The sequence below is a fragment of the Gordonia bronchialis DSM 43247 genome (genome assembly GCF_000024785.1).
GTDB lineage: Bacteria > Actinomycetota > Actinomycetes > Mycobacteriales > Mycobacteriaceae > Gordonia > Gordonia bronchialis.
This window is the reverse complement of record NC_013441.1, coordinates 4,706,240-4,730,904: the sequence shown is the minus strand read 5'-3', so window position 1 is coordinate 4,730,904 and position 24,665 is coordinate 4,706,240. Positions and strand designations below refer to the sequence as shown.

The 24,665-nt window shown below is 67.5% G+C and carries 22 protein-coding genes; 13 read left to right on the top strand and 9 right to left on the bottom strand.

Annotated features, from left to right (window positions below; all coding sequences use genetic code 11):
• Positions 1-205: 205 nt before the first annotated feature.
• From GBRO_RS21955 to GBRO_RS21945, 3 genes are all read right to left on the bottom strand, one after another.
• A complete protein-coding gene (locus GBRO_RS21955; RefSeq protein WP_012836049.1) occupies positions 206-2,041 on the bottom strand; it encodes an acyl-CoA dehydrogenase in 1,836 nt (611 codons plus the stop codon).
• Positions 2,042-2,223: 182 nt separating this feature from the next.
• On the bottom strand, positions 2,224-2,997 hold the full coding sequence (locus tag GBRO_RS21950) for a deoxyribonuclease IV (RefSeq protein ID WP_012836048.1): 774 nt from the start codon (positions 2,995-2,997) through the stop codon (positions 2,224-2,226).
• Between the two features lie 67 nt (positions 2,998-3,064).
• Entirely contained in the window at positions 3,065-3,280 is a 216-nt protein-coding gene (locus GBRO_RS21945) for a hypothetical protein (RefSeq protein ID WP_012836047.1), read from the bottom strand.
• 203 nt (positions 3,281-3,483) lie between these two features.
• Between GBRO_RS21945 and GBRO_RS21940 the strand changes: the two genes are divergently transcribed.
• The 3 genes from GBRO_RS21940 (at position 3,484) to GBRO_RS21930 (ending at position 5,870) form a co-directional block, all read left to right on the top strand.
• Positions 3,484-4,650, top strand: a complete 1,167-nt coding sequence (locus GBRO_RS21940) for a phosphatase PAP2 family protein (protein WP_012836046.1) — start codon at positions 3,484-3,486, stop codon at positions 4,648-4,650.
• 278 nt (positions 4,651-4,928) lie between these two features.
• Positions 4,929-5,177 (top strand): hypothetical protein, encoded by a 249-nt coding sequence (locus GBRO_RS21935; RefSeq protein ID WP_223372723.1) that lies wholly within the window; start codon positions 4,929-4,931, stop codon positions 5,175-5,177.
• Between the two features lie 84 nt (positions 5,178-5,261).
• Positions 5,262-5,870, top strand: coding sequence for a DUF305 domain-containing protein (locus tag GBRO_RS21930; RefSeq protein ID WP_012836044.1), 609 nt, complete (start codon positions 5,262-5,264; stop codon positions 5,868-5,870).
• Positions 5,871-5,950: 80 nt separating this feature from the next.
• Here GBRO_RS21930 and GBRO_RS21925 read toward each other — a convergent pair whose 3' ends face one another.
• Both GBRO_RS21925 and GBRO_RS21920 read right to left on the bottom strand, forming a co-directional pair.
• On the bottom strand, positions 5,951-7,024 hold the full coding sequence (locus tag GBRO_RS21925; protein WP_012836043.1) for a DUF4185 domain-containing protein: 1,074 nt from the start codon (positions 7,022-7,024) through the stop codon (positions 5,951-5,953).
• Between the two features lie 54 nt (positions 7,025-7,078).
• A complete protein-coding gene (locus GBRO_RS21920) occupies positions 7,079-7,936 on the bottom strand; it encodes a thioesterase family protein (protein ID WP_012836042.1) in 858 nt (285 codons plus the stop codon).
• A 108-nt stretch (positions 7,937-8,044) separates the two neighbouring features.
• Here GBRO_RS21920 and GBRO_RS21915 point away from each other — a divergent pair, with 108 nt between their 5' ends.
• A complete protein-coding gene (locus tag GBRO_RS21915) occupies positions 8,045-8,614 on the top strand; it encodes an HdeD family acid-resistance protein (protein ID WP_012836041.1) in 570 nt (189 codons plus the stop codon).
• A 283-nt stretch (positions 8,615-8,897) separates the two neighbouring features.
• On the opposite strand, the gene GBRO_RS21910 is transcribed toward GBRO_RS21915, so the two are convergent.
• The gene (locus GBRO_RS21910) at positions 8,898-12,779 is read right to left on the bottom strand and encodes a Pls/PosA family non-ribosomal peptide synthetase (protein WP_012836040.1); all 3,882 of its coding nucleotides are present in this window, start codon (positions 12,777-12,779) and stop codon (positions 8,898-8,900) included.
• A gap of 212 nt (positions 12,780-12,991) precedes the next feature.
• Here GBRO_RS21910 and GBRO_RS21905 point away from each other — a divergent pair, with 212 nt between their 5' ends.
• Genes GBRO_RS21905 through GBRO_RS21890 form a run of 4 tightly spaced genes read left to right on the top strand, consistent with a single transcriptional unit; the run spans position 12,992 to position 15,791 of the window.
• Positions 12,992-13,963, top strand: a complete 972-nt coding sequence (locus tag GBRO_RS21905; RefSeq protein WP_012836039.1) for an alpha/beta hydrolase — start codon at positions 12,992-12,994, stop codon at positions 13,961-13,963.
• 37 nt (positions 13,964-14,000) lie between these two features.
• The gene (locus GBRO_RS21900) at positions 14,001-14,324 is read left to right on the top strand and encodes a YidH family protein (RefSeq protein ID WP_012836038.1); all 324 of its coding nucleotides are present in this window, start codon (positions 14,001-14,003) and stop codon (positions 14,322-14,324) included.
• Positions 14,325-14,334: 10 nt separating this feature from the next.
• Positions 14,335-15,519 carry an acyl-CoA dehydrogenase family protein gene (locus GBRO_RS21895; protein WP_012836037.1) on the top strand — a complete coding sequence of 395 codons (1,185 nt, stop codon included), beginning with the start codon at positions 14,335-14,337 and terminating at the stop codon, positions 15,517-15,519.
• Positions 15,516-15,791, top strand: a complete 276-nt coding sequence (locus GBRO_RS21890) for a hypothetical protein (protein ID WP_012836036.1) — start codon at positions 15,516-15,518, stop codon at positions 15,789-15,791. Before GBRO_RS21895 ends, GBRO_RS21890 begins: the two co-directional genes overlap by 4 nt.
• Before the next feature lie 90 nt (positions 15,792-15,881).
• Here GBRO_RS21890 and GBRO_RS21885 read toward each other — a convergent pair whose 3' ends face one another.
• Both GBRO_RS21885 and GBRO_RS21880 read right to left on the bottom strand, forming a co-directional pair.
• The gene (locus GBRO_RS21885; protein ID WP_012836035.1) at positions 15,882-17,804 is read right to left on the bottom strand and encodes an ABC transporter ATP-binding protein; all 1,923 of its coding nucleotides are present in this window, start codon (positions 17,802-17,804) and stop codon (positions 15,882-15,884) included.
• Between the two features lie 46 nt (positions 17,805-17,850).
• Positions 17,851-18,483 carry a class I SAM-dependent DNA methyltransferase gene (locus tag GBRO_RS21880; protein ID WP_012836034.1) on the bottom strand — a complete coding sequence of 211 codons (633 nt, stop codon included), beginning with the start codon at positions 18,481-18,483 and terminating at the stop codon, positions 17,851-17,853.
• Positions 18,484-18,629: 146 nt separating this feature from the next.
• On the opposite strand from GBRO_RS21880, the gene fgd reads away from it, so the two are divergent.
• The gene (fgd, locus tag GBRO_RS21875) at positions 18,630-19,646 is read left to right on the top strand and encodes a glucose-6-phosphate dehydrogenase (coenzyme-F420) (protein ID WP_012836033.1); all 1,017 of its coding nucleotides are present in this window, start codon (positions 18,630-18,632) and stop codon (positions 19,644-19,646) included.
• A gap of 26 nt (positions 19,647-19,672) precedes the next feature.
• Here fgd and GBRO_RS21870 read toward each other — a convergent pair whose 3' ends face one another.
• Positions 19,673-20,584, bottom strand: a complete 912-nt coding sequence (locus tag GBRO_RS21870) for a LysR family transcriptional regulator (RefSeq protein ID WP_012836032.1) — start codon at positions 20,582-20,584, stop codon at positions 19,673-19,675.
• 82 nt (positions 20,585-20,666) lie between these two features.
• On the opposite strand from GBRO_RS21870, the gene GBRO_RS21865 reads away from it, so the two are divergent.
• The 4 genes from GBRO_RS21865 (at position 20,667) to GBRO_RS21850 (ending at position 24,594) form a co-directional block, all read left to right on the top strand.
• Positions 20,667-21,674 (top strand): DMT family transporter, encoded by a 1,008-nt coding sequence (locus GBRO_RS21865; protein ID WP_012836031.1) that lies wholly within the window; start codon positions 20,667-20,669, stop codon positions 21,672-21,674.
• Between the two features lie 63 nt (positions 21,675-21,737).
• Positions 21,738-22,370, top strand: coding sequence for a hypothetical protein (locus GBRO_RS21860; protein WP_012836030.1), 633 nt, complete (start codon positions 21,738-21,740; stop codon positions 22,368-22,370).
• A 46-nt stretch (positions 22,371-22,416) separates the two neighbouring features.
• Entirely contained in the window at positions 22,417-22,965 is a 549-nt protein-coding gene (locus tag GBRO_RS21855; protein ID WP_041920030.1) for a TetR/AcrR family transcriptional regulator, read from the top strand.
• Positions 22,966-22,971: 6 nt separating this feature from the next.
• Positions 22,972-24,594: an FAD-binding oxidoreductase gene (locus GBRO_RS21850; RefSeq protein ID WP_012836028.1), complete on the top strand. Its 1,623-nt coding sequence runs from the start codon at positions 22,972-22,974 to the stop codon at positions 24,592-24,594.
• Positions 24,595-24,665: the final 71 nt, after the last annotated feature.

Sequence of the window (24,665 nt, the reverse complement as noted above, 5' to 3'; positions counted from 1 at the left end):
GAGACGCCGAGAACGACGAAATCCCCACCTACGCCGGGGCGCGGGTGGGGATTTCGGTGAACTGTCAGATCAGAAGGACGCCTCGTCGAGTTCCATGATGTCCCTCGGCGGGCGGACTTCCGTGTGGTTCGTCTGTCTCAGAAGGACGCCTCGTCGAGTTCCATGATGTCCCTCGGCGGGCGGACTTCCGTGTGGTTCGTCTGTCTCAGAAGGACGCCTCGTCGAGTTCCATGATGTCGTTGTCAACGTTCTCGACGGTGACGCGGATGGAGGTGAGCAGCGGCAGCATGTTCTTCGCGAAGAAGCTCGCCACGGCGACCTTGCCATCGTAGAAGGCCTTGTCGTCGCCGGTCGCACCCTCGTCGAGCTTGCCGAGCGCAATCTGCGCCTGACGCAGCAGCAACCAGCCGATGAGCAGGTCGCCGACGCTCATGAGGAAGCGGACGGAGCCGAGCCCCACCTTGTAGAGCTCCTTGGAATCCTCTTGTGCTGCCATCAGATTGGTGGTCAGCGAGGCCGCCATCGCCTGCACGTCATCGAGCGCGGTCTTCAGTAGCTGACGCTCGGCCTTGAGCCGACCGTTGCCTGCCTCGGAGTCGATGAACGACTGGATCTGCCCGGCGACGTGTGCGAGGGCCTGGCCCTTGTCGCGGATGATCTTGCGGAAGAAGAAGTCCTGCGCCTGGATGGCCGTGGTGCCCTCGTAGAGGGAGTCGATCTTGGAGTCGCGGATGTACTGCTCGATCGGGTAGTCCTGCAGGAAGCCCGACCCGCCCAGGGTCTGCAGCGACTCGTGGCCGAGGTTGGCGTAGGCCCGCTCGGAGCCGACGCCCTTGACGATCGGCAGGAGCAGATCGTTGACACGGTGGGCCATCGAGGCGTCGGCGCCGGAGACGATCTGTGCGGCAGCGACATCCTGGTGCGACGCGGTGTACAGGTAGATCGCGCGCAGGCCCTCGGCGTAGGCCTTCTGGGTCATCAGCGAGCGACGCACATCCGGGTGGTGGGTGATGGTCACGCGCGGTGCGGACTTGTCGGTCATCTGGGTCATGTCGGCGCCCTGGACACGCTCCTTGGCGTAATCGAGCGCATTGAGGTAGCCGGTGGAAAGGGTGGAGATGGCCTTGGTGCCCACCATCATTCGGGCGTGCTCGATGACCTCGAACATCTGCGCGATGCCCTTGTGGACCTCGCCGACGAGCCAGCCCTTGGCCGGGGTCCCGTGCTGGCCGAAGGTGACCTCACAGGTGGCCGACGCCTTGAGCCCCATCTTGTGTTCGACGTTGGTGACGAATACGCCGTTGCGTTCGCCGAGTTCGCCGGTCTCGAAGTCGAAGTGGAACTTCGGCACGAAGAACAGCGAGAGCCCCTTGGTGCCCGGGCCGGCGCCTTCGGGACGGGCGAGCACGAGGTGGAAGATGTTCTCGGTCATGTCCTGGTCGGCGGAGGTGATGAACCGCTTGACGCCGTCGATGTGCCAGGAGCCGTCTTCCTGCTGGGTGGCCTTGGTCCGTCCGGCGCCCACATCGGAACCTGCGTCGGGCTCGGTGAGCACCATGGTGGCTCCCCAGCCGCGCTCGGAACAGATTGCCGCCCACTTCTTCTGCTCGTCGGTGCCGTTGTTGAAGAAGATGTTGGCGAAGCCGGCGCCGGCGGCGTACATGAACACCGACGGGTTGGCACCGAGGATCATCTCGCCGATCGCCCAGTAGAGCGAGCGAGGAGCGGGCAGGCCGCCGAGTTCGTCGGCGATGCCGATCTTGTCCCAGCCGCCCTCGATGAGTGCGTTGTAGGACTTGGTGAAGGATTCGGGGATCGTCACCGAATGGGTCTCGGGGTCGAAGACCGGCGGGTTACGGTCGGCGTCGACGAACGACTCCGCGATGGGCCCCTCGGCCAGGGCCTTGACCTCGCGCAGCATGTCGACGGCGGTCTCGTGATCAAGGTCGCCGAACTCGCCCGATTCCAGGACCTTGTCGAGTTCGAACAGTTCGAAGAGGTTGAACTGGAGGTCGCGCATGTTGCTCTTGTAGTGGCCCATGAGAGTTCCTATCTGGCTGGGTCGTGTGGGCGTATGAGGCGTTCGGCGAACGGCATAAGTTACTCGCCGGTAACCTCAGTTTACTCGCGAGTAGCCCGGCCGACAACCCGAGCCGATGTGAGGCCGCTAACTATTGCAAGCGCAGGGTGCCCGAAACGATGCGAGGGCGCCGACCTGCGGACTCAGCCCAGTGCTTCGCGCAGATAGGCGAGGTCGCCGGGGATGCCGTCGGCCGGGGTCTCGAGAATGACCGGTGCGTCAGCGGCTGCGGCGACCGCGGCCAGGACAGCCGGATCGATGTGCCCGGATTCGAGATTCGCGTGCCGGTCGCGGCCCGAGTCGAACTCGTCGCGTGAGTTGTTCAGGTGTACGAGGTCGATGCGTCCGGTGATCGCCTTGATCCGCTCGACCAGTCCCACCAGATCTTCACCGCCCGCCCACGCGTGACAGGTGTCGAGGCAGAAACCCGCCTGCTCGAAGTCGCCGACGGCCTCCCACAGCCGATCGATCGACTCCAGGGTGCGCGCCATCGCGTGATCACCACCGGCGGTGTTCTCGATGAGGATCGGGACGCCGAAGCCGCCCTTGTCTACCTGGCGGTCGAAGAGTTTGCGCCAGTTGGCAAAACCCTCCGCGGAATCCTCACCGTCGCGCAGATGCCCACCGTGTACGACGAGGCCGAAGGCGCCGAGTTCGGCGGCCGCGGCAGCCTGTTGCTCGACGGCTTTGCGCGACGGCATACGCAGCCGGTTGTTGAGGCTCGCGACGTTGATCTGGTAGCTCGAGTGCACCACCACGTCGACGCCGGAGTCGCGGATCTCGGCGGCGTGCGGGTTGGGTGCGGGTTTCTTCCAGCTCTGCGGGTCGGTGACGAACATCTGGAAGACGTCGATGCCGAGTTCTTCCGCCGTGGCGAGTGGGTCGCCGTCTTCACGAAGGTGGGCTCCGATGCGCATGAGCCCACGATAGTTTCGCCGGCTGGCAGCTCGTGCGGCGGTCGTCGAATCGCCGATAGTGGGCTTGTCAGTCCCCTACGCAGGGCTCGGTCTCGATGGTGATCGGTACACCCGCGGCGATGAGGAGGCGACACGGCGCCGGGCTGTCGTGGTAGAGATTCAGCCACTCGTGACTCCGGCCGCCCGCCGCATACACCGAGTCGAGGGTGCGGTTCAGGCGCGCCTCCGCCTCCTTGGTGATGATGTAGCGCTGATCGCCGTAACGCAGATATCGATTGGGCACCGGACCTCCTGCTCCGTTCACATCCGGGGAGAGCGTCTAGTTCACCCTGATGTGACGCACAACACCATATTAGTGTCCGATTGACCGGAAAATCGGACACTGACGGCCGGGCGTCGGTTCGACCAACAGCAGATGGCCTCTAGACTGACGGGAAGTGACCGGGTGGGTGCCCCGCGGGGTGTGATGGGCAGGAAGTTTCTTCGGTGAGTGTTGACGAGACGGTCGGGAAGTCCCGACCGGACAAGCCGGCATCCGATCCGCCCACGGTGGAACCCATCCTCGATGACCTGGCCGCGGCTGCCGAGATGGAGGCCGAACCGGAGAAGCGTCGTGACCTGACGATGGTGCGGCGTATCGCGATCGGCGCGTGGATTCTGCTGATCGTGGGGGAATTCCTGCTGGAAGGCCTGGCCGTCGACCGGACCAGCCTCATCATCCTGATGTGCCTGGGCCTGCTGGCCAACTGCATCGGTCGCCGCAAGATGATCACGGTCATCGTCGACTGGCTGCCGTTCGCGCTGATCCTGATCCTTTACGACCTGGTGCGCAACTTCGCGCAGGCCATCAACATGCCGACGCACTGGCACCTCGCGGTCGACGTCGACCACTGGATGTTCGGCGTCAACCCCACGGTGTGGCTGCAATCCCACCTCAAGGAGCCGACCGCCCCGTGGTGGGAAGTCATCGTCAGCATCGTCTACATGTCGTTCTTCATCATTCCGTACGCGGTGGCCGGAGTGCTCTGGCTGCGCGACCGCACGGCCTGGCGACGATATGCGGCCTGTTTCGTGGCGACTTCGTTCCTCGGTCTGATCGGCTACACGATGGTGCCCGCGGCGCCGCCGTGGGCGGCGGCCAAATGCACTGCCGCGGACGTCGTCGACTATCCGCGCGACCCGGCGTGTATGTATCAGGAAGCCGGTCCCGTCGAGGGGAATCTCCTCGGCGACGTCGAACCCACCCATCCCGGCGCCGCGCCCTACGTCGAACGCATCTCCTCGCGTGGCTGGAACTTCCTCGGGATCGCGATGGCGTCGAGTCTCGTCGAAGTCGGGCAGGGCAAGTCGAACCTCGTGGCCGCCATACCGTCGTTGCATGCCGGACTCAGCATGCTGCTCGCGCTGTTCATGTGGCCACGCGTCAAAGCCCTTGGTAAAACACTGTTCATGGCCTACCCGCTCGCCATGGCCTTCGCCTTGGTCTACACCGCCGAGCACTACGTCTTCGACATCCTGCTCGGCTGGGGTCTCGCGGCGATCGTCATCGCCGCCTACCACGTGATCGACCGCACCTGGCTGATACCGCGGCGTGAACGCCACGAAGCGGAGCGGCAGAGTGATCCCGACGACGTCGTGGTCGCTTCGACCTAGGTTTTCGTCTGATGGTCAGCGGGTTTCGATACGCCTCCGTTAGCGCTCCGGCTACTCAACCGACAGGACGAAGCGCCTTCGGCGGTCGGCTGCTGAGCCGCTGGTGGGGCATCGCGCTGCTGGTCGCGATCGTGGTCGCGGTTCCGCTCATGCACATCGTGGTCGCCGCATGTGGCCCGGCGACAGCGACCTCGTCGGCGACTTCCGCGTCTGGGCACCATTCGACTCCGGTTGCGCCCGAGACGCATTCACCCCACCCCGCCACTGCACCGGTCATCATGCCCGGGACCGACCAATCCGGCGCCTCGATGGGCCCGGGTGACGACTGCGACGCCCACACGCACGGATGTGCCTTCCTGCGCGGCGCCGACGTGGATCCGCCCCCGATCATCATGGTTGCCCTCATCTGGGGCTTCCTGGTGTTGGCCGGCACGGTGCTCCGGGGCTTCCCGGTCCGCACCGTGCTCGGCCGTCCGCCGCCGTGGGCGATGCGCAGCCACCTCGAGTTGCAGGTGATCCGCTGCTGATGGGCCCCAACTGGCCGGAACGCGTAGTTCCGGTCGGATAGTCGTGCCCGTCATCAGCAAGACATCTCTCTCGTAAGGAAAACAATGCACACCAACCCAATTCAGCGTCGAATCATCGTCACCGCCGGTGGTGCGATCGCCCTGTGCGGACTCGCCTTCGGCGCCGTCGGCTGCTCCGCCTCGGATAACGCGACCGGCTCGTCGAGTTCGGCGTCGGCGCCGGCATCAACGCACAACGACGCCGACGTCACCTTCAACTCGATGATGATCCCGCACCACCAACAGGCCGTGGAGATGGCCGAGCTGGTCAACGGCCGGACCACCAACCCCCAATTGATCGCTCTCGCAACGCGAATCAAGAACGCGCAGCAACCCGAGATCGATCAGATGACCGCGCGATTGAAGTCGTGGGGCGTCGACCCGTCGACCGATGAGCACTCGACTGGCCACGGTGGCCACGGCGACATGTCGGGCATGATGTCCGAGGCGGACATGGCGGCTCTGCGCGCTGCGTCGGGTGCGGAGTTCGACACGAGGTGGATCAACATGATGATTCAGCACCACATGGGTGCGATCGCCATGGCCGACACCGAGATCGCTGAGGGCTCCGACCCGGCATCCAAGGCCCTTGCCGCGCAGATCAAGTCGACGCAGCAGGCCGAGATCGACGAGATGGGCCGCATCGGCGGCTGACGCCACAAATATCGCCGTAGATCCGAGCAAACATTTGGCTCGGATCTACGGCGATAAACGTCGGTGGTACGGGGAAGGGGTCAGCCCTTCTTGAGCGGCAACCGCATCAGGTACACCTGGTATCCCAGCGAGATCGAGTACGTGAAGTACAGCGTGCTGCCCTTGGACCACGGGTGGATGTAGGGCGCATAACCGGTGTAGGGATCGGCCGACGGGATGACCAGCTCACCAGAGGTCCACGGCCCCTCCGGCTTGTCGGCGGTGCGCAGCTTGACGCCGATGTCGCCCTGGGCGAGCGAGACGTATTTGCCCAGGTAGTCGTTCCAGGCGACCGACATCTCACCGGTCGGTGCGGCCATGATCGGGGTGGACGCGTCGGGGTTGTTGCGCACCCAGCGGCCGTAGGAGAAGTACTCCCACTTGCCGAGGTTCTCGATGTCGGACTCGTCGACCTTGGCCAGATAGACTGCGCCCCACCGTCCGTCGGGGGTGCCGTAGTAGTACACGGTCTTGCCGACCTTGAGGAAGGCGCCCATCTGGAACTTCTTGTTGCCGCCGCCGTTGGGCCGGAAGGCGTTGACGGCCTTCCAGTTCCGGCCGTTGTCGGTGGACTTCACCAGCCCCGACCAGTTGGTCAGCCAGATGCCCGGATCGCCCCAGTGCTTCACCGACATGACGGTCATGTACTGCGCACCGTTGGCGGCGACCCCGGCGGTCGGGATGATGGTGATCTCGCGACGCAGGTTCGGCTTGAGCAGACGCTTGGCGTGTCCGGGCGGACCGGCGTGACTGGTGAAGGTCATGCCGTCGGCCAGATTGCGGTCGGTACTGCGCAGCAACACGTTGGAGCGCCAGTAGAAGAGCTGGCCGTAGAGCAACGACCATCCGTTGAACGACTGTGTGTCGCCGAAGGCGGTCAGGATCTCACCATGCCCGTTGTCCCACATGACACCCAGATCGGTGCCGACGATGTTGTACCGCGCGACGGTATCGTTCATCGAGAACGGTCCGGTCAGCCGGTTGACGATCGATGCCGGTCCGGCCGCATTGGCGGCCTGGGCAGTGGACGGCGTGACCGCGAGGCCAACCGTCATGGCCAGGGTCAGGGCCGAGACACCCAATCCCAGTCGTAGTCGTGTGAGGCTCCGATTCATGGGCGTGACCTTATCAAGACCTGAGAGCGACGCGCGCGTGACGCATGGCGCCGCTCAGGCCTCGCGGTAGCGCTCCGAGGTGTCGACACTGGTGAAGTCGATCTCGGCGGCGGCGTTGTTCACCGCGGTCACCAGCCCGGTTCCGAACATCCCGTGCTCGTCATACAGGCCCGACGTACTAACCGAGATGCCGTCGTTCTCGACATGCGAATCGGCCTCCACCCCGATCCGCGCGCCGACCGGCAGACGGGAGAGGGCGACGGTCAGGTCGCAGTTGATGAAGCCGATCCCCGTCGAGCCCCAGTTGCAGACCAGGCTCGTCGATTCGGCGCTGATCACGGCCTGCTGAAAGGGTGTCAGCGACTCGCCGGCCACCGCGGGCGCCGCTCGTGACCACAGACGTTTGCGGTGACCATTCTGGTGGTTGCCCATGTTGGAGTCCCAGTCACCCGGAACATCATCGACGTCGGAGGCGAACCTGGGGAAGTAGTCGTCGTCGCCGACGGTCGGTGGACGGAAGGTGACCGCATCGTCGGGTCGCGACCACCGGTCGCCCGGCGGGTTGACCGAGTCCCTCAGGAAGACCGTGGTACTGCGCGCGACGATCACGCCGTCGTCGGGGCCGTCGGCGGGAAACTGGACCACGTCGACCTCGGCCACCCGGATTCGCCCACCCGCTCGGGTGAGCCGGCCGCGCGTCGTCGTGGGGATTTCCCGGGCCGCTTTGAACAGGTCGATGGTGAACCGCGCCGGCCGGAATCCGGTCTCGCCGTACTCGACCTCGGCGTGGCGGGCGGCGATCGCGCACACCGCCGGGCCGTTGAGGGTGCCGGGGGCCCACATGCTGCGCGAGAACCGGGTGGGGAACAGGCGGTCGTCGTCGCTGCGGTCGAAGAATCCGATGGTGGCCACAGATATGTACTACCGTCCCGGCCGGGACATCTGACCAACCGGGGTTGATTACGGCGGGTCACCCGCGTTTGCGGCTCCATCGCCCGTGCCGCGGGCTAAACTCACAGCATGACATTCGCTGTGTACACCAAGCAGATCCCGGACGAGTTCGTCAACGCCGTCCGCACGGCCATGATCGTCACCTCCGTCATCGGCATCGTCCTGGGGATCGTCGCCATCGTGTGGCCGGGGCCCACCACGGTCGTGCTGGGTTTCCTGTTCGGCATCGCACTCATCGTCGCCGGGCTCTTCCGCATCTACCAGGCGTTCGCCGCAACCTTCCTCAGCGTTGGGTGGCGGGCACTGCTCGGGGTGCTGGGCCTCATCGTTCTCGTGGCCGGGGTGATCGCGGTGACCAGCCCCGAAGACGCCGTGTGGCTGCTCGCGCTGTTCATCGGAATCGGTTGGATCTTCCAGGGCGTCTCCGACCTTTATGCCGCCTTTTCCGGCTCGGCTCACGCCCCCAAGTGGTACCTGATCATCTCCGGCGTCATCTCGGTCCTGGCCGGCATCGTGCTCGCGGCGGTGCCGTGGGCGCTCGGGGTGTTCGTGTGGGTCGCCGGCATCATGCTGATCGTCGTCAGCGTCGCGACGCTGCTCACGCTGCCGAAGAAGGTCGACGACGCGCAGACCGTCTGAGGTCGACCTCTGGCGCGTTGTGCATGACGACTGAAGCCGTCGACCCGTATCGGGGTCGACGGCTTCAGTGTGTTGAGGGACGGTGCCGGTCAGTGCGCCTCTCGGCGAGTGGCCGCACGCAGCGGCGAAAAGGGGTGAGGCCCGGGGCAATGAGCCCGCCACCGTCACATGAAGGAACGCCTGCCCCACCGAAGGTATTCCACGCGTATCGCGAAAGGGGCGCTGAGGCCTCGAGCGACACATCCGAGAGGAGATGGATCGTCGCCGATGATGGGTCGAGCGGTCACTTCTCCCACGGCGCAATCGGATTGCCCTGCCAGCGGGTGTGCGCCGGAACCACATCGCCACGCATGACCAGCGAGGCCGGGCCCACCGTCGCCGAGTCGCCGAGACCCGACGCGGGCAGTGCCACACAGTGCGGGCCCAGCGTCGCGCCGGCTCCCAGGCGGACTGTGTCGATGGCCATCACCCGGTCGTGGAAGAGGTGGGTCTGCACCACACACCCGCGCTGCACGGTTGCGCCGTCGCCGAGGGTCACCAGGTCGGCCTCGGGGAGCCAGTAGGTCTCGCACCAGACGCCGCGCCCGATGTGGGCCCCCAGCATCCGCAGCCACAGGTTCAGGATCGGGGTGCCGGTCGCGGCGTTGGCGAACCACGGCGCCGCGACGGTCTCGACGAAGGCGTCGGACAGCTCGTTGCGCCACACGAAGGAACTCCACAGCGGATGTTCGCTGACCCGGATGCGGCCCACCACAAGCCATTTTGCGGCCGCGGCGATGCAGCAGGCACACACGCCGGCCACCAGGAGCAGCAGCCCCGACACCAGTGCGGCGATGCCGTAGTGCGACTGGCTGGCGATGTACTGCAAGCCCAGCAGCATGAAGATGCCCAGCCCGAAGGACACCATCACCGGGACCAGCCGCAGCGTCTCGATGACCGCGCGGGCCACCTTCAGTTTTGTCGGCGGGTCGAAGGTGCGCGAGGTGTCGATCTCGGCGGCGGTGCGGCGCAACCGGACCGGCGGGCTCCCCAGCCAGCTCGACCCCGACTTGGCCCGATCCGGCGTCGCCGACAACACCGCGACCAGACCGTTCTTGGGTACCTTGCGTCCCGGGCCGGTCATCCCGGAGTTCCCCAGGAACGACCGCTTGCCGATTTTCGCCTCGTCGATGTGTAGCCAGCCGCCACCCAGCTCGTAGGACGCGACCATGGTGTCGTCGGCGAGGAAGGCGCCGTCGCCGATGGTGGTGAACTTCGGCAGCACCAACGCGGTCGAGATCTCGGTGCCCTTGCCGACCTTGGCGCCGAGCAACCGGAACCACGACGGGGTGAGCAGGCTCGCATACAGCGGGAACAGATAGGTGCGGGCCGAATCCAGCAGACGCTCGGTCATCCACACCTGCCACCCGACACGCGAACGCACCGGGTGATACCCCTTCTCCAGGCGCAGCGACAGCAGCCGCACCAGCACGACGGTGATCACCGCGAAGACGAGCAGACTGGTCAGGGTGGCTGCGGGCAGCAGGATCAGGGCTCGGCGACCGACGTCGCGCAGCCGGTCGGCGTGCAGCGCCCAGGTGCCGATGACGGCGAGTCCGGCGCCCAGCGAGATCAGCGGGATGGCGGCCAGCACCATCGACGACACCCCGTAGATCGGCACCCACAGCGGACCGCGTCGGGGCCGGTGATCCGGCCACGGATGACCGGCTTTGCCCACCTTGATCGCCGGTGAACCGGCCCAGTGCTGCCGCGCCTTGACCCGCCCGAAGACCGCCGATCCGGGTGCGACCTCGGCGTCGCCGCCGATGACCGCGCCGGGCATCAGTGTGGACCGGGCGCCGATGGACGCCCCCCGCTTGATCACGATCTCGCCGATGTGGACGACGTCGCCGTCGATCCACCATCCGGACAGGTCGACCTCGGGTTCCACCGAGGCGCCCTCGCCGATGCTGAGCAGGCCGGTGACCGGGGGAATGGTGTGCAGGTCCACGCCGCGGCCGATCTGCGCGCCGAGCGCCCGGGCCAGGTAGATCATCCACGGCGCGCCGGACAGATTCGCGGCGCCGCTGGCCTCGAGCAGCCGCTCGGCCACCCACAGTCGCAGGTGCACGCTGCCGCCGCGCGGGTACTCGCCGGGCCCGACGCCGGCGAGCAGCAGCCGGGAGCCGATCGCGGCGATCAGCATGCGTCCGGGCGGGGTGATGAACAGCAGGAACGCCACCAGCAGCACCCACCAGTTGACCTCGATGAGCCACGGCACCGACCGGTCGAGCCCGTCGGTCACCAGGATCGCGACGTTGTTGACCACCCCGAGCCAGGTGGCCCACTGCAGTCCGGTGAGCGTGGTCAGCGGCACCGACAACGCGATCTGCGCGAGGCCGGCCCGGCGCGGCGTCGGCGTCACCTGCCGTTCGACGACGACGGCGGCCGAGGTGCGGGCGGCCAGCATCTCGGCCATCGAACCCAGGCGGGGATGGTCGTAGAGGTCGGCGACGGTGACGTCGGGGTAGCGGGCGCGGACCGCGGTGACGAGTTGCGCGGCCGAGAGCGATCCGCCACCTTCGGCGAAGAAGTCGGCGTCGGGGTCGGAGATGGTGACCCCGAGGACATCGGTCCACTGCTGCGCCAGCCAGGCGGTGTGGGCGTCGAGTTCGGGTGCGGCGTCGTCGGCCGGCGCCCCGGGCAACGGCCACGGTAGAGCGTTCCGATCGACCTTTCCGGATGTGCGCGTGGGCAATTCGTCGACGACGGCCAGTCGCGGGACCATCGCCGCGGGCAGTGCGCGGGACAGTTCGTCGCGGGCGCGGGCCACATCGAAGTCGGGGTCGGCCGACACCAGGTACCCGACCAGCAGGCTGTTGCCCGCCGCGGACTTGCGGACCGCCGCCGCGGCCCCGCTGACTCCCGGCAGATGTTGCAGCGCATTGTCGATCTCGCCGAGTTCGATGCGCCGGCCACCGACCTTGACCTGATCGTCGGCGCGGCCCATGAAGATCAGGCCGTCGGGGTCGAGGCGGACGAGATCCCCACTGCGATAAGCGCGTTCCCACCCGAGGGTGGTCATCGGGGCGTACTTCTCGGCGTCTTTCGCCGGGTCGAGGTAGCGCGCGAGTCCCACACCGCCGATGACCAGTTCGCCCACTTCGCCTTCGGCGACGGGCTGGTCGTCGGGTCCCACGACGGCCAGGTCCCAGCCGGCCAGCGGCAGGCCGATGCGGACCGGTGGCGTGCCGTCGAGCGGGGCGGCGCAGGCCACCACGGTGGCCTCGGTGGGGCCGTAGGTGTTCCACACCTCGCGGCCGCCGACGGCGAGGCGTTCGGCCAGTTCGGGTGGGCAGGCCTCACCGCCGAAGATCAACAGGCGCACCGCCTCCAGCGCTTCCGGCGGCCACAGCGACGCCAGCGTCGGCACCGTGGAGACCACCGTGACGTCGCGCTGTACCAGCCATGGACCGAGGTCCATGCCACTGCGCACCAGCGACCGCGGTGCCGGCACCAGACAGGCTCCGTTGCGCCAGGCCAGCCACATCTCCTCGCACGACGCGTCGAAGGCCACCGACAATCCGGCCAGCACCCGGTCATGCGGCCCGATTGGGTTGTCGCGCAAGAACATCTGCGCCTCGGCGTCGACGAAGGCGGCGGCGCTGCGATGGCTGACCGCCACACCCTTCGGCGTTCCGGTGGACCCGGAGGTGAAGATGATCCAGGCATCGTCGTCGACGGTGGGCAGTTCGGGGTCGGCCGGGCCGGTGTCGGCGGAGTGCCCGGTGGCATGGATGCCGTCGGCGTCGATGATGGCGTCCACCCGCGCCTCCCCGAAGACCAGGGTGGCGCGTTCTTCCGGGTCGTCGGCGTCGACCGGCACGTAGGCGGCTCCGGCATACAACGTCGAGAGGATGGCGACGTACAGGTCACGCGAGCCCGACGGCATGCGGATGCCGACGCGAGAACCGCGGCCCACGCCCGCCTCGGTCAGCCGGACGGCGGCGCGGCGGACGACGGCGACGAGCTGGGTGTAACTGAGAGCCTGGTCACCATCGTCGATGGCGGGCGCATCGGGAAACCGGGCGGCGGTCTCCGACAACACGTCGCAGAGGGTGCGCGGGGCTGCAGCCTGCGTGGACAGCAGGAACTGAGGAGGGATCTGCACGCTTACCGCCACCATCTCGACACGAGTCCGAGAATATAGCCCACCAGTGCGAACAACAGGTGTCGTGGCCTGTGTCTCGTGTGGCGGTCCCGGTGAGGTTTCGCGCGAAACACGCCCGATAACGCGGTCCACGACGATCGTCGGGTGTAGCTTCGGCCCAGGGTCCACCCGACTTCTGGTGGGGTGCAGGCCTCCTGACGTGGCTGTTTCGGTAGAGGAGGAGACGAATGCCGATCGTGTCGCACCGCAAGCCGAGTCTCCGCTCGTACCCGCTGTGGCTTGGCACCCGCGTACTGCTCAAGCCGACACTGGCCCTGTGGCCCCTGACCCGCTCGGGAATGGCCGGCCTGTTCCTCATCGACCGGCTCTTCGCGGCAGGACCCAAACCCAGGGGCGTGGTGCGTGAGGACATGGTTCTCGCGGGGCGTCCGGTGGAATTGATCGTGCCGTCCGGGCCGTCGCGGCGGGACGGCGACACCGCGATGCTCTATCTGCACGGCGGCGCCTTCGTCGTCTGCGGACTCGGCACGCACCGGTCGATCGCGGCCCGCCTCGCCCGCGCCTGCGAGGTCCCGGTGTTCGCGCTCGAGTACCGTCAGCTCCCCAAGGCCGGGGTGGGGACCTCGGTGGCCGACGCCGTGGACGCCTACACCGAACTGATCAGGGAACGCGGGTATCGCCGGGTCATCGTCGCCGGCGATTCGGCGGGCGGATTTCTCGCCGCCAAGGTCGTGGAAGCCGCGGCCCAGCGGGATCTGCCTGCACCCGCCGCGCTGATCGGGTTCTCACCGCTGCTCGACCTCGACCTCGGCGACAATCCGGACCGTTCCAGCCGATCCGACGCCTACCTCCCGAAATCGAAGATGGCCCGCCTCGCCACCCTCTTCGACCGTGGACCCATCCCGCTGACTGGCGCGCGGCGCATCCGCGACGTCGACGCCACGATCTTCCCGCCGACGGCCTTCATCACCGCCGAAGGCGAGATGCTCGAACCCGACGTCGTCGAACTGGTGGAGACCCTCGACGCGGCCGGGGTGGATGCGGTGGCCCACAGTTACGCTTGGCAGGTGCACGCGTTCCCGGTACTCGCCGTGCACCACCCGGAAACGCTGCACGCGATCGACGTGACCGCCGCGTTCGCGGTGCAGGCGATACGAGAGGGCAAGGACGCTGACAACCGCGAGGAACGAGCCGGCTGACGAGGGTTCCGCACCCCGGGAACCGATACCCGGTGCGGTGGATGCCCGCTTCACTCTCGCCGCCGAACGCACGCTTCTGGCCTGGATTCGCACCTCGTTGGGGTTCCTCGCCGGCGGCGTCGCGATCGTCTACATCGCCCCCGATGTCACCGACACCGTCGTGGAGACCTCGTTGGGTCTGGTGATGATCGCCGTCGGCTGCGCGGTCACCCTCATCGGCGGCTACCGGTGGCGCAAGGTCACGCGCGCCCTGCAGTACGGCGACCCGATGCCGGGGCCGTCGGCGGTGCTGTTCCTGGTCGCTGCGATAGTGGTGGTGGCGGTCGCGGTCGCGGTGTCGATCGTGCTGCAGAATTACTGAGAGGTCTGAGATGTCCCCACAAACCGTTGCCGAACTGTTCGCGCTCGACACCCTCGTCGACGACGAGGAACGCGCCATCATCGACACGGTGCGCGACTTCGGCGCCCGACGGCTGCGCCCGCATGTGGCCCAGTGGTTCGAGGACGGATCGCTGCCGGTACGTGACCTCGCCACCGAACTCGGCGAACTGGGCCTGTTCGGGATGCATCTCGAGGGCTACGGCTGTGCGGGCACCTCGGCCACCGCCTACGGTCTGGCCTGTCTCGAACTCGAGGCCGTCGACTCCGGGTTGCGCAGCTTTGTCTCTGTCCAGGGCTCATTGTCGATGTTCGCGATTCGTGCGTTCGGCAGCGACGAGCAGCGCGAGGAATGGCTACCGCGGATGGCGGCCGGACAGGCGATCGGCTGTTTCGGGCTCACCGAACCCGACTTCGGCAGCAATCCGGCCGGCATGCGCACCAGCGCCAAACGCGACGGCGACGACTGGGTCCTCAACGGCACCAAGATGTGGATCACCAACGGCAGCGTCGCCGACGTCGCGGTCGTGTGGGCGCGCACCGACCTCGACGAGGGTGCGCGCGGTATCCGCGGGTTCGTGGTGCCCACGGACACACCGGGATTCCGCGGTATCGAGATCGAACACAAGATGTCGTTGCGGGCGTCGGTCACCGCCGAACTCGTGCTCGAGGACGTACGGTTGCCGGCGTCGGCGATGCTGCCCGGCGTCGAAGGACTCAAAGGCCCGCTGAGTTGCCTCAACGAGGCGCGCTTCGGCATCGTCTTCGGCGCGGTGGGCGCCGCCCGCGATTGTCTGGAAGCCGCCGTCGCCTACGCCACCGACCGCGAGGTCTTCGACAAATCGCTTGCCGGATACCAGATCACCCAGGTCAAACTCGCCGACATGGCCCTCGAGGTGGGTAAGGCCCAGTTGCTGGCCCTGCACCTCGGTCGTCGCAAGGATGCCGGCGGGATTCGTCCCGAACAGATCAGCCTGGGCAAGTTGAACAACGTCCGCGAGGCCATCGCGATCGCCCGTGAATGCCGGACGATTCTGGGCGCCAACGGAATCACCCTGGAGTACCCGGTGATCCGCCACGCCAACAACCTGGAGTCGGTGCTCACCTACGAGGGAACCAGTGAGATGCATCAGCTGATGATCGGCAAGGCCCTGACCGGAAAGGACGCCTTCCGATGACCTATCACCAATATCAGCGCACCGCACAGACTTTCGCGAGCAGCCTGACTATCGTCGGCGCGATCATCCTGATGGTCTGCGTGAGCGCCCTCACCTATACGTGGTGGCGCGACGGCCGGTGGGTGTGGGTGGCCATCGGCATCGCGATCATCCTGGTGAACATCGCGATGATCTTCCTGCAGTTCCGTCGTCGCAAACTCACCCCCAAGCCGGCCGAGGGGGACAAGCCGCGGCGCGGACTGATCGACAACTTCGACGACCTCGACGACTGATTTCCAGCAGGGGGGCGGCGGCTCAACCGGCAGAGGGGGAGGCGACGCATCTCCGGCGCGGGAGAGGACGGCCAGGCAGCAGAGACGCTGTCACGCACTCATCGACTCGCCACAGCACGTCACCGTCGCACTGTCGTCGGCGAACTGGGTCCGATACAACTCCGCGTAGCGCCCACCGCGGGCGAGAAGCGCTGCGTGGTCCCCGCGTTCGACGACGCGCCCGGATTCGAGTACCACGATCTCGTCGGCCGCCCGAATGGTCGAGAGCCGGTGTGCGATGACGATCGATGTGCGACCGGCCAGTGCCTCGGAAAGTGCTTCCTGCACCGCCGCTTCCGACGTCGAGTCCAGGTGTGCGGTGGCCTCGTCGAGGATCACCACGGCCGGCTGTGCGAGTAGCAGGCGCGCAATGGTCATGCGCTGGCGTTCGCCACCGGAGAGCCGGTAACCGCGTTCCCCGACGACGGTGTCGAGTCCCTCGGGCAGTGATCCGACGAGATCGGCCAGCCGGGCCCGCCGTAGCGCGTCCCAGATCGCCTCATCATCGGCATCGGGTTGCGCCAGAGCGAGATTCGCGCGGATCGTGTCGTGGAATAGGTGACCGTCCTGCGTGACGAGACCGACCGTGCGGTGTAGCGAGTCGAGCCGGAGATCGCGGACGTCGACGCCGTTGAGTTGCACCGACCCGTCGTCGACGTCGTAGAGCCGCGTCACCAGCCCGGCGATCGTCGACTTACCGGCCCCGGAACTGCCCACCAGGGCGAGCATCTTGCCGGGTGCGACCTCGAGATCGACGCGATGCAGAATCGTCTCGCCACCCCGGTTATCCAGCTGCGCAACCTCTTCCAGCGATGCCAGCGACACCTTGTCGGCCGACGGGTAGGCAAAGGACACGTCGGACATGCGGACCGCGACCGATCCGCTGTCGGCGAGCGGTACCGGTCGCGCGTCGGGCTTCTCGGCGACCAGTGGCTCGAGGTCGAGCACCTCGAAGACCCGCTCGAAACTGACCAGGGCACTCATGATTTCGACGCGGGCGTTGGCCAGCGCGGTCAGCGGCGCATACATGCGGGTGAGCAACAGCGCCAGGGAGACAACGGCTCCGGCCGAAAGATGCTGATGGATCGCCAGCCAGCCGCCGAGGCCGTACACCAGCGCGAGGGCGAGCGCCGACACCAGCGTCAGGGCGGTCATGAACACCGTCTGCAGCATGGCGCGCCGAACCCCGATGTCGCGCACCCGATCCGCGCGGCCGGAGAACTCGGCGGACTCGACCTCGGGGCGCCCGAACAGTTTCACCAGGGTGGCACCCGGTGCGGAGAACCGCTCGGTCATCTGGGTCGACATCCGCGCATTGTGCTCGGCGGCCTCGCGGGACAGGGCAGCCATCCGCCGCCCCATCCGCCGGGCCGGAATCACGAAGACAGGCAACAGAATCAACGCCAGGATGGTCACCTCCCAGCTGATCGCGATCATCACGCCCAGCGTCAGCGCCAGCGTGACGATGTTGGACACCACCCCGGACAGGGTGTCGCTGAAGGCGCGCTGCGCGCCGATGACGTCGTTGTTGAGGCGGCTCACCAGCGCGCCGGTGCGGGTGCGGGTGAAGAAGGCGACCGGCATCCGCTGGACGTGGTCGAAGACGGCGCGGCGCAGGTCCAGGATCAGACCCTCACCGATGGTCGACGACAACCACCGCACCACCACCGACACCGCGGCCTCCGCGACGGCGATGAACGCGATCAGTGCGGCGAGGCCGACGATCGCGGCTCCGGCGTCGGAGCCGCCACCGGTGATCAGGTTGACCACCCGCCCGGCCAGCAGCGGCGTGACGACGGTGAGGACCGCGGTGAACACCGACAACACCAGGAACGCAGCGATCCGACGACGATGCGGCCGCGCGAATCCGCCGATCCGGCGCAGCGTCGTCCGGCGGTCGCGACGAAGCCGGCGGTCCGTCGGCGAGGTCGACGACTTGTACATCATGTCCCAGGCGACCGATTCCATACTCATGCCGACCACCGTAGAACTTAAAGTTCACTTGAGGTCCAGTGGTGGGTCACCGGGACCGGCACAGGAGATGCACGGCCGGGAACCGGTTATCCGCGTCGGGCCGGCTGACCACGCGGAACTCCTCGTCGAAGCCGTTGTCGCCGAGCATCTGCGCCAGCGAATCCGGATGCCATCGCCACGCCCGGGACACCAGATGATCGAACTCGTGAACCCCCGAATCGTCGGATGCCTGCGCGGCGACGAGGAGCAGGGTGCCCGCGCGCACCCGACGATGCCAGCCCCGGACGATGCCCGGCAGGGCAGTGGGCTCGACGTGGATGAGACTGAACCGAGCGAGAACGCCGGCGCAGGTCTCGAGAGGTGCGTCGACGGCGCGCGCGTCCCCGGCCAGGAACGTGATCCCGGCATAAGTGCGACGAGCGTGGTCGAGCATCGCGCGACTCGGGTCCACACCGACAACGGCACAGCCCCGATCGGCCAGGTGGCCGGCCACGTGCCCTGGTCCACAGCCCACATCGACCACCGACGGCATACCGGCGTCCTCGGTGAGCAGCAGATCGACGAAGCAGTCGACGACATGGCGCTCCAGGTCGCTCTGAAAGGCCGTCGGAAACGTCTGCGCATACAGATCGGCGAGCGCGTCGTAGCCGGGTTGTCCCACCGGCGGCCGGGAACTCATCGGCTAATCGCACCACAACCCTCCGACAATCCACGGGTGGCACCGCCCACATCGCCCGATGGCCCCGTGAGTAGGTTGGGTACCAAGTGATCGTTCGGTGACCCCGCGGGACCTCTGCCGCGGGCTGGGTGAAGCGAGGTAGGCACGTGGCACAAGAACTCAAACTCGGTTTCAAGGCCTCTGCGGAACAGTTCGATCCGCGCGAACTCGTGGAGATCGCGGTCGCCGCCGAGGAGCACGGGATGGACTCGGTGGCGGTGAGCGACCACTTCCAGCCGTGGCGACACAACGGCGGACACGCTCCGTTCTCGCTGGCCTGGATGGCGGCGGTCGGCGAGCGCACCAAGCGGGTGCAGATCGGCACCTCGGTGATGACCCCGACCTTCCGCTACAACCCGGCCGTCATCGCCCAGGCCTTCGCGTCCATGGGGTGCATGTATCCGGGACGGATCATGCTCGGCGTCGGCACCGGCGAAGCGCTCAACGAGTACGCGGCCGGCTTTCAGGGGGAGTGGCCCGAGTTCAAGGAACGCTTCGCCCGGCTGCGCGAGGCCATCCGGCTCATGCGTGAGCTGTGGACCGGCGACGAGGTGAACTTCGACGGCGAGTACTACCACACCCAGGGCGCTTACATGTATGACGTTCCCGAGCAACCGATTCCGGTGTACGTTGCCGCCGGTGGTCCCGTGGTCGCCCGATATGCCGGACGGGCCGGCGACGGGTTCATCTGCACCTCCGGCAAGGGCGCCGACCTTTATCAGGAAAAGCTGATCCCGGCCGTCAAAGAAGGGGCCGAGAAGGCCGAACGCGACTTCGAGGCGATCGACCGGATGATCGAGATCAAGATCTCCTACGATCCGGATCCGCAACTCGCACTGGAGAACACCCGCTTCTGGGCGCCACTGTCGCTGACCCCGGAGCAGAAGCACAGCGTCAACAGCTCGACCGAGATGGAACGTCTCGCCGACGAACTGCCCATCGAACAGGTCGCCAAGCGATGGATCGTCGCCTCGGATCCCGACGAGGCCGTCGAGAAGGTCAAGTTCTACACCGACTGCGGACTCAACCACCTCGTCTTCCACGCTCCCGGCCACGACCAGCGTCGATTCCTGGAGAACTTCGAGAAAGACCTCGCACCGCGGTTGCGCAAGCTGTCGGTGTGACTCGACGGGCGGTGTCCGAGAAAGCGTCACCGCTGAGCGTCGGTGACCGTCTGGTCCAGGAGACCGAGAAACCGTTGCGCAGCAGGGTTGTTCAGCGCATCCTCGCGAATTCGTACCCGGATGGCTCGAGTGGGTGTCGGGTCGACGATCGGGACGGCGACGACACCGGCGGGTAGGTCGACGGTGCCGAGCCGGGGCAGCACGGTGAGTCCCACCCCCGCGGCGACAAACCTGATGGCCGTGGGGTAATCCTGGGTTTCGACACTGAAATCGGGCGCGAATCCGACCGCCGTGCACGCATCGAGTAGCGCCTGCCGGCAGGGCCCGCGGGCCACGTCGTTGTCCACCCAGGGCACCTCAGCGAGTTCGCGCAGCGGCAGTGACTCGCGCTGCGCCCACGTCGAATCCGCGGGCATCACGGCCAGATACGGTTCGACGACGAGCGGCCGGGTCAGGTGCCCCGCCGACCCCGCCGACGCGGCCTGCTCCCGATCACTGCCGGCCACGTATATCTCGATATCGGCCGACCGTGCGGCGTCGTCGCCGAGGAGTTCGATGAGTCGCAGGTCGAGCCGCACGTCGGGGAACTCGCGTGAGATGGTCGCCACGATCGGCGGAATCCAGGTGGCCCCGGCCGACGCGAAGTAGTTGACGCGAAGCTGTCCGAGCCGGCCGTCGCGTAGTTCGGCGATCAGTCCGTTGACCCGGGCGAGCTGATCGAAGATGCCATCTGATTCGCGGGCGAGCAGGACGCCGGCCTCGGTCGGGGTGATTCCGCGGCCGTCGCGCTCCACCAGCGTCAATCCGGTCTCGCGTTGCAGCGCGGCGATGTGCTGACTCACCGCCGATGGGGTGTACCCGAGGGCGCCGGCGGCACCGCCGATGGATCGCTCGCCGATGACTGAGCGCAGAATCCGGAGCCGGTGGATGTCGACCATGGACGCGACACTACAGTTGGACTGAATGTTTCGACAGAAGAATTAACTTGTGCTCATGTTTGCGGCCGGGCACGATCGACGGATGACCTTGACCACTGCCGCGAACACGCCACCGACCACGGCGCTGCCCGCGCTCGCGGCAACCGTGACGGTGGTGCTGTGGGCGTCGGCCTTCGTCGCGATCCGTGCCCTCGGCGACACGTTCTCCCCGGGGTCGATGGCCTTTCTGCGTCTGCTCGCGGCGGTGATACCGCTCAGCGTCGTCCTGTTGGTCGTGCGCCGGCGGTCGTCGACGCGAAAGCCGTTGTTCCCGCGCGGGCGGGCACTCGCGCAGGTGATCGCCTACGGCGTCGCCTGGTTCGGCGGCTACATGGTTCTGCTCAACTGGGCCGAACGTCACCTCGACGCCGGGACCGCCGCACTGCTGGTGAATCTCGCGCCGATCCTCGTGGCCGTGTACGCCGGGCTCTTCATGGGCGAGGGCTTCCCGCGGCATCTGGTGGCCGGTCTCGCGCTCGCCTTCGGCGGCGTCGTCCTGATCGCGCTGGGGCCGTCGGCGGGGAGCTCCGCTCACTCGGACTGGCTGGGTATCGTCCTGGGTCTGGCCACCGCGGTGCTCTATGCGCTCGGTGTGCTGCTGCAGAAGTCGGCACTGAGCTCGGTGGATGCGCTCACCGCGACATGGCTCGGCGCTCTGGCCGGACTCGTCTCGACCGCGCCCTTCGCACCGGTGGCGGTCGCCGAACTCGGCGACGCCGCACCGGCCGACGTGTGGTGGGTGATCTACCTCGGCGTCGGGCCGACCGCGATCGCCTTCACCACCTGGGCCTATGCCCTGGCCCGCACGCAGGCGAGCACCATGGCCGCGACCACGCTGGTGGTGCCCGCGATCGTCGTCGGGATGTCGTGGCTGTTCCTCGGCGAGCTGCCCACCGTCGTCGGACTCGTCGGTGGGGCCCTGTGTCTCCTCGGGGTGGCGGTCGCGCGTGGGCTCCTGCGCCGCCGCACGCCGCGCCCGGTCCTGCCCACCCGCAGCACCGCGGATCGAGCCGACGACGACCCGTTGAGCCACGTCACACCTGGCGCGTAATCTCTCAGGCACGCGGTATCGGGGACGCCGCGCGGCACACGACCCGACAGCCAGGACTCGCTCATGCGAAAGCTCACCACCGGCATCATCGTCGGTACCGCCCTGACCGCCGGGGCCGCCGGCACGGTCGCGTTCATCGGAACGTCGTCGACCGACGCGGCACCCCCGCTGCCACGCCATTACTGCGGCCAGTTCGACGGCGTGGGACCGGCCCCCGACTGCTCTTACGTCGTCAACGGCAATCAGGTGGTGATCGGCCTGCGTAACAACGGGATCAGACCGTCGCCGGTGCGCTGCGATCTGATCCCGTCGGGACAGCGGACACCGATCGACTCGACGACCCTCGGTCCCGGTGGACGCGGCAGCGTCGCGGCGGGGATGACACCCGGCGTGCCGCGCGTCCTGCTCCTGAACTGCCGCAGCATCACCGTCGGCGCACCCGAGGTGGCGCGGCATACGTCGCTGACGATCAGCGCACCACGGTCGACGGTGACGAAGAAGCCGACGACGAGACAACCGACCCGGACCACTCGGCAGCGCACTCCCGACACCTCCACACGTCCGTCGCGCACCCTGAGGCCACGCACCACGCCACCCCAGACCACGGCACCCCAGACCACCGGGCCCCAGACCCAGACCACGACCCCGCACGCCACGACGACCACCACGACAACGACCACCATGAGCGGCGGGTGACCAGGGTAAATCCTGGATCGGCGACTGAGTTGGATACGGTTTGACCATGGATCGTGACCGCATGGTGGACGTCGGCGTGGCCATGGTGTCGCGCTTCGGGGCCAAGGCGCTCAGCCTCACCTCGGTGGCCCGGCACGCCGGGGTCGCCCGCGCCACCGCCTACCGGATGTTCGGCGGCCGCGACGCCCTTGTCGCGGCGATCGTGGAACGCGAGGTGTCGTTGCTACGCGTCAAACTCCGCGAGTGGTCCGACACCGCCCCCGACGCCGCAGGCAAGATCCGCGCGCAGGTCACCCACGTGTTGCCCTACATCCGCGAACACGAAGCGCTGCAGTACGTGCTGCGTAACGAACCGCAGGAAATCGTCGGGGCGCTGGTCGCGACGTCCTCGAACAGCGGGCCGACGTTGATCCATCAGATCGTCAACGAGACCCTGCCGGACATGGAACCGCAGATCGGCGATCAGCTCACGCCCAATGCGCGGGGGGCCGCGGAGTTCCTGGTGCGCACCATCTACTCGATGATGCTCAACCCCGACACCGCGCTCACCGACGACGAGATCGCCGACCTCGTGGTCCGCGCGATCGTCAAGTAGGTCGCGATGAGTCCGACGTCCGGAACCGCCGACACTGCCGGATCCCGGGAAACCGCACTGCCCACGGTCGCCATGCGCCGTCCCCGCTGGGGTGATCCGAACGATCCCGGACACCTCCCCGACGCGGCGCGGCTGCTCGCCACCCGCGACGAACCCGACCCCGGCGTCGACCCCACCGGCGTCGAGGTCTCGCCGTCCACGATCCCCGCCGCCGTGCGCGCGGTGATCGAGAACGTCGTCGGTGCGGAGAATCTGACCGTCGCGGCCGCCGAACGTGTGCAGCACACCCGCGGGTTTTCCACGCCGGACCTGTTGCGGCTGAGGGCCGGTGACGTCACCGACGCGCCCGACGCCGTCGTCTTCCCCGGCTCGCACGACGAGGTGGCCGCGGTGCTGGCGCTGTGCGCCGAACACCGAATTGCGTTGGTGCCCTTCACCGGCGGCACCTCGGTGGTCGGCGGACTCGCTCCCGATCGCCGCGGATTCGCCGGGGTCCTGTGCCTCGATCTGCGACGGATGAATCGCCTCATCGAGCTCGACGAGGTGTCCAGAACGGCCACGCTGGAAGCCGGCATGCGTGCCACCGAAGCCGAATCTGCTTTGGCCGCACGCGGTTTCACCCTTGGACACTTCCCGCAGTCCTATGCCGGCGCGGGTATCGGCGGGTATGCCGCCACCCGGTCGGCCGGCCAGTCGTCGGCGGGATACGGCCGATTCGACGAGATGGTCGAGGGCCTCACACTGGCCACCCCACGCGGCACCCTGACGCTGGGTACCGCACCGAAATCGGCAGCCGGACCGGACCTTCGGCAACTGGTCCTGGGGTCGGAGGGGACGCTCGGGGTGATCACCGCCGTTCGCGTCCGCGTCCACCCGGTGCCGACGGCGCGCCTGTTCACCGGCTGGCGCTTCGAGTCCTTCGACGCCGGCGCCCACGCCCTGCGCCGACTGGCCCAGGACGGCCCGCTGCCGACGGTGCTGCGCCTGTCCGACGAGACCGAAACCGCGCTCAACCTCGCCGACCCGGGCAAGCTCGGCGGCGACGCCTCCGGCTGCCTCGCGATCACCGGATTCGAGGGAAACGACGCCGACGTGCGATGGCGTCATGACGCCGCGGCCGCCGTCCTCACCGACTGTGGTGCGACCCCGTTGGGACCCGAACCGGGCGAGGCGTGGCGTACCGGCCGGTTCCGCGGCCCCTACCTGCGCGACCCGTTGCTCGACGCCGGGGTGCTGGTGGAGACGCTGGAGACGGTGACCTTCTGGTCGGGACTCGCCGAACTGCGGACGACGGTGACCGCGGCGCTCACCGACACGCTCACCGCGTCGGGGACCCCGCCGCTGGTCATGTGCCACATCAGTCACGTTTATCACTCCGGCGCGTCGCTGTACTTCACCGTCGCAGCCCCCTTCGGCGACGACCCGCTGGCCGATTGGGCGGCCGCGAAATCGGCCGCGAACTCGGCAATCCGGGCCGCCGGGGCGAGCATCACGCACCACCACGCCGTCGGTCGCGATCACCGTGACGCCTACCACGACGAGATCGGCGCGGTCGGCGTCGAGATCATCAACGCCGTCAAGCGTGCCGTCGACCCCGACGGCATCTGCAACCCGGGCATCCTCATCTGACCCCCCACCCCGCGTTGATCGTGCTGGCGAACACGTTCACTGTGCAGCCCGATCCGTTGACCGGTCGCCTA